The organism is Psychrobacter sp. Pi2-51 (genome assembly GCF_904846665.1).
Lineage (GTDB): Bacteria > Pseudomonadota > Gammaproteobacteria > Pseudomonadales > Moraxellaceae > Psychrobacter > Psychrobacter glaciei.
On sequence record NZ_CAJHBP010000049.1, the window covers coordinates 1 to 4,642 of the forward strand.

Consider the following 4,642-nt stretch of genomic DNA (forward strand, 5'->3'; position numbering starts at 1 on the left):
GCTCAACAACGGGTTCAGGCTCAACAACGGGTTCAGGCTCAACAACGGGTTCAGGCTCAACAACGGGTTCAGGCTCAACAACGGGTTCAGGCTCATGAGCTGGATTAATACTTAACGCATTCTCATCAAAACTAGCGTTTGGCTGCTCAATACTGGCTTGCTCTTGATAGTCGATATCATAAGGCTGTAACGGCGGTATCGAAGCTGAATGGGTAATGGCTGCCTGCGTAGAAGTCGTATTTTCTATAGCTGGTACTTCAGATGACACAGAGCCATCATAAATAGGGCTTAGTACTTCATCGACTGGCAACGGACGAAAGGCTAACAAGCGTAAAATGCACATCTCAAGCGCTTGCATCGGGGTACTGGCAAGCTTAACACCTTCACGCGCTTGCACGACAATTTCATAATACAGTTGCAGGACGTCTGGGCTCATATGCTGCGCAAGCGTATTAATGTCTTGGGCTTGCGCCTCATTCACATTGAGAGCCACTTCAGGAAGCAGTTGGGTCAACGCCAATTGATGTAATAGCTCAGCCAGCCCATCAAACATACTCGTCGCATCAACCATCTGCGCGCGCATTTGCTCAATATGTGCAGCGACGGCAGACTTATCGTGATTATAGATATCGGTAATTAAACTGACCAAATCAGCCGCATCAATGAGACCAAGCATGGCATTGACAGTGACATCATCCAGCGCACCTTGACCGAAAGCAATGGCTTGATCGGTCAAGGATAAGGCATCACGTACCGAGCCTTTTGCCGCACTGGCCAATTGCCAAAGTGCTGGCTGAGTATAACCTACCTGCTCTTGGGTAAGGACATTTGCCAGATGCTCACTCAGCAAGGTTTGCGGCAACGGACGCAGCACAAACTGCAAACAGCGCGAGATAATAGTAATCGGCAATTTTTGTGGATCGGTCGTCGCTAGCAAAAACTTTACATGCTCAGGCGGTTCTTCCAACGTTTTCAGCAATGCATTAAAACTGTGCGTAGACAGCATATGCACTTCATCAATTAGATAGACCTTGTAACGTCCTTGGCTTGGCGCATAAGGCACGTTATCTAACAGCTCGCGAGTGTCTTCCACTTTGGTACGAGAGGCCGCATCAATTTCAATCAGATCAATAAAACGACCTTGATCGATGGCGACGCAGTTATCACACACACCGCAAGGCGTACTAGTCACCCCAGTATCACAATTCAGACATTTAGATAAAATACGCGCAATCGTCGTCTTGCCCACACCGCGTGTACCTGTAAAAAGGTAAGCATGATGCAGACGATTATAATCAATGGCATTAATCAGTGCTTGCGAGACGTGCGTTTGCCCAATCAATTCATGAAAGTTCTTGGGACGGTATTTGCGAGCTAAAACTTGATATTGCTGCGTCATAGTAACTGCCAATATAGTAACTGCCAATGTGAAAAGTACAAATGTAGGTGAAGCATCAGATCAGCGATCTACAATATAATGAGTCTATGACTGCGATCTTAGCTCAGCCAATTGCTCGTATAAGCGCTGTGTGTTTGCGTCGATAGCCGAGCCATTTTGATGAAACACGTCAATATGCACCTCAGTATTGACGCTGTCTTCACAAGGTCTAACCTCTACGCCAATTAAGAACAAATGGTCCATCACCGGCTGCTGCATTTGTGAATTAAGCTCGAACAGTAAATCCTGATGCGAGGCGCGCACCTTGTCTGCACTTAATGTGCTATTTTCATCTTGTGCATAAAACACCATCAAATAATGGCGACCAAATACATGATAAGAATGCTCATGACAAACATAACCATTCCAGTCTGAATCTTTATCAATCGTTCTATGCGCCAGTATTTTCTCTATTAAACACGCATAGGTATACATTGACTCATCGACCAACACATCGACCTGCTCTTTTGGCAGTGGCGTTCCCGCCTCATAATACTGCTGAATCAAGCTATTAAATAGCTTGTACCACATGCGAGTATTCTTTTGAATATCGAGCATCAGCGCATTGGCAAAAGTTACTTGGTCGGGTTCTGCTGCTGTGAGTAAGCGCGGTTCCACTTGGTCTATTAACTGATGAGCGACCAACTGCTCTTGCACCTCAATGGCTCTCTGGTGAAAATCAGGCGACTGTAAAAATTGGGTGAGCAACATTGATTCGTCTTGAAACGTCTCAAAGCCAGCAAGCTTGCGGCGATGAAAGTCCAAATAAGCACTGAGATCACTCGGGGTCACCAATTGATTGAGAATGTCGACAAAGTTTTGATGACTAAATACTTGTAAGACACTCTCCTCATCGTCCAAGTCCAGCACACAGTCTTCGGCAAAGAACTGACTGCCATATTCGTAATTGACGGTATGGGGTTGTGACTCTGGGTTATCGTTTTCATGCTTAATAGCAAGTGACGTCAGACCAATAAAATAAATCGCCTTGTCCGATGCCGACGCGTTTACGTCAGCCAGTGCCTTATCATTTTTTAGATAAAGCTGCGCATGACGTTTGATTAATTGATTAACTACTTCTTTTCGCCACTCACGAACCTGCGTACTGTCAACCTCTTGCTGATTGGCCTGCATTACCACATCATTGACGATAAGGTAAACCGTCGCACCAGAAAACTCAAAAACAAAGTCATAACCCTGCAATAGATGCTGGGAATGGTTACTGTCTTCTTCTGATACATCGTACAAAGATAAGAAGCTTTGCTGAATCATCTGCTGCCAAACTGAGAGCGGTAGGTGCTGAGTGTCCATAATATCCCTATAAATGAGTGCTCATAAACCACTGAGCGTCTGTCATCAACGTTGCAAAACTCGCTCTATACTCAGTTCAGTAACAGCGTCATAGTCGGTTAAATATAATTTAGACACAAGGAAAGCGAGTAAAAGTACTACAAGTAGTAAACTAAGCGAGCCTGACATCGTATCTAATTTATATAGGATTGACTATATTTCATAATAAGTAGACGCTAGTCTAGTTGTCAAGCTTACGACGCATGTGTGGGAACAAAATCACATCACGAATGCTCGCTGAATCAGTGAGTAGCATGACTAAGCGATCAATACCTATACCCTCACCTGCTGTCGGTGGCAAACCATAAGACAATGCTTCGATATATTCTTCGTCAAAATGCATGGCTTCATCATCGCCTGCATCTTTTTCAGCGACTTGACCACGGAAGCGTTCCGCCTGATCTGCTGGGTCATTTAGCTCACTAAAGCCATTGGCCAATTCACGACCACCAACGAACAATTCAAAGCGATCGGTAATCTCAGGATTGTCGTCACTACGGCGCGCGAGTGGTGACGTCTCTGCAGGATATTCAGTGATAAAGGTTGGCTGGCGTAATTGATGCTCAGCGGTTTCCTCAAAGATAATCGTTTGCAGTTTACCCACACCAAAACCATCTTTTACTTGCTGCTTGAGCGTAGTAGATGCGTACTCTGCTAGATACTCACGGTCATTGATATGCGCCATGTCGAAGTTTTCGGCATATTTGGCAATCGCATCAGACATCGATAAACGAGCAAACGGTGCTTTTAGGCTGATGGCTTCTTCTTGATAAGTAATCTCAGTCGTATCCAAGATATCCATCGCCAACTCATTAAATAAGCGCTCGGTTAAATCCATCAAGTCATGATAATCCGCATACGCTTGATAAAACTCAATCATCGTAAATTCAGGATTGTGACGGGTTGAGACGCCTTCGTTACGGAAGCTACGGTTAATTTCAAATACTTTTTCAAAACCGCCAACCACCAAGCGCTTGAGATAAAGCTCAGGCGCGATACGTAAATAAAGCGGCATGTCTAAAGCATTATGATGCGTCACAAATGGACGTGCCACTGCACCACCTGGAATCGGATGCATCATTGGTGTTTCAACTTCCATGAAGCGCTCATTCAACATGAATTTACGAATACCGCTGACGACCTGACTGCGAATCATAAACGTATCGCGAGTCGTCTCATTGGTCATCAAATCAAGATGACGATTGCGATAGCGGGCTTCCACATCTGCCAAACCATGGAATTTATTTGGCATGGGACGTAATGATTTGGTTAGCAGACTGATCTCTTCGATATGCACGTATAGATCGCCTTTACCTGAGCGACCGATATAGCCTGATACACCTACGATGTCACCCAAATCTAGCGACTTGATGCTCGCACGCGTCTCATCATTGAGCTCTTTACGTGCGACATATAGCTGAATACGGCCGCTCATATCTTGGATGACAATAAACGAGCCACGGTTGAGCATGACTCGACCTGCTACGTTGACCTGTGTTTTTTCGCCATTCGCCGCTTTTTCTTCAATTTCTTGCTTTGAGACGCCGTCAAAGGCTGCTTGCAAATCTTGTGCATAATCGGTGCGTTTGAACGTATTTGGATAAGGCTGCTTGCCTGAAGCAGTGATATCGTCTAGCTTGGCTTGTAGCTGAGCAATTAGCTCGTTAGCGTCTTCTGGGGCTTGCTCTTGATTCTGATTGTTGTGCTTTGACATAACACTCTCAATATTATTAGGTAATTAAATGGATAAACGAAAACAGAAAAATTAAATCAATGCTTAGGGTCTGTTGAACATTCAAATATTAGGACTGCTGATCGCTAAAATCGCATCAAACTAGGCGTAAACCGACGATA

3 protein-coding genes are annotated in these 4,642 nt (G+C 44.7%); all 3 read right to left on the minus strand.

All coding sequences use genetic code 11. The features are described 5' to 3' along the window. On the minus strand, positions 1–1,399 hold a 1,399-nt coding region (gene dnaX, locus JMY08_RS13770; protein WP_201593746.1), incomplete at its 3' end, for a DNA polymerase III subunit gamma/tau. Between the two features lie 84 nt (positions 1,400–1,483). Further along, positions 1,484–2,749, minus strand: coding sequence for a hypothetical protein (locus JMY08_RS13775; protein WP_201593747.1), 1,266 nt, complete (start codon positions 2,747–2,749; stop codon positions 1,484–1,486). 220 nt (positions 2,750–2,969) lie between these two features. After that, on the minus strand, positions 2,970–4,502 hold the full coding sequence (gene lysS / locus JMY08_RS13780; RefSeq protein ID WP_201593748.1) for a lysine--tRNA ligase: 1,533 nt from the start codon (positions 4,500–4,502) through the stop codon (positions 2,970–2,972). Positions 4,503–4,642 lie beyond the last annotated feature (140 nt).

Coding starts and splice junctions, on each gene's coding strand:
- JMY08_RS13775 (WP_201593747.1), bottom strand. CDS start 2,749: ATGGACACTCAGCACCTACCGCTCTCAGTTTGGCAGCAGATGATTCAG.
- lysS (WP_201593748.1), bottom strand. CDS start 4,502: ATGTCAAAGCACAACAATCAGAATCAAGAGCAAGCCCCAGAAGACGCT.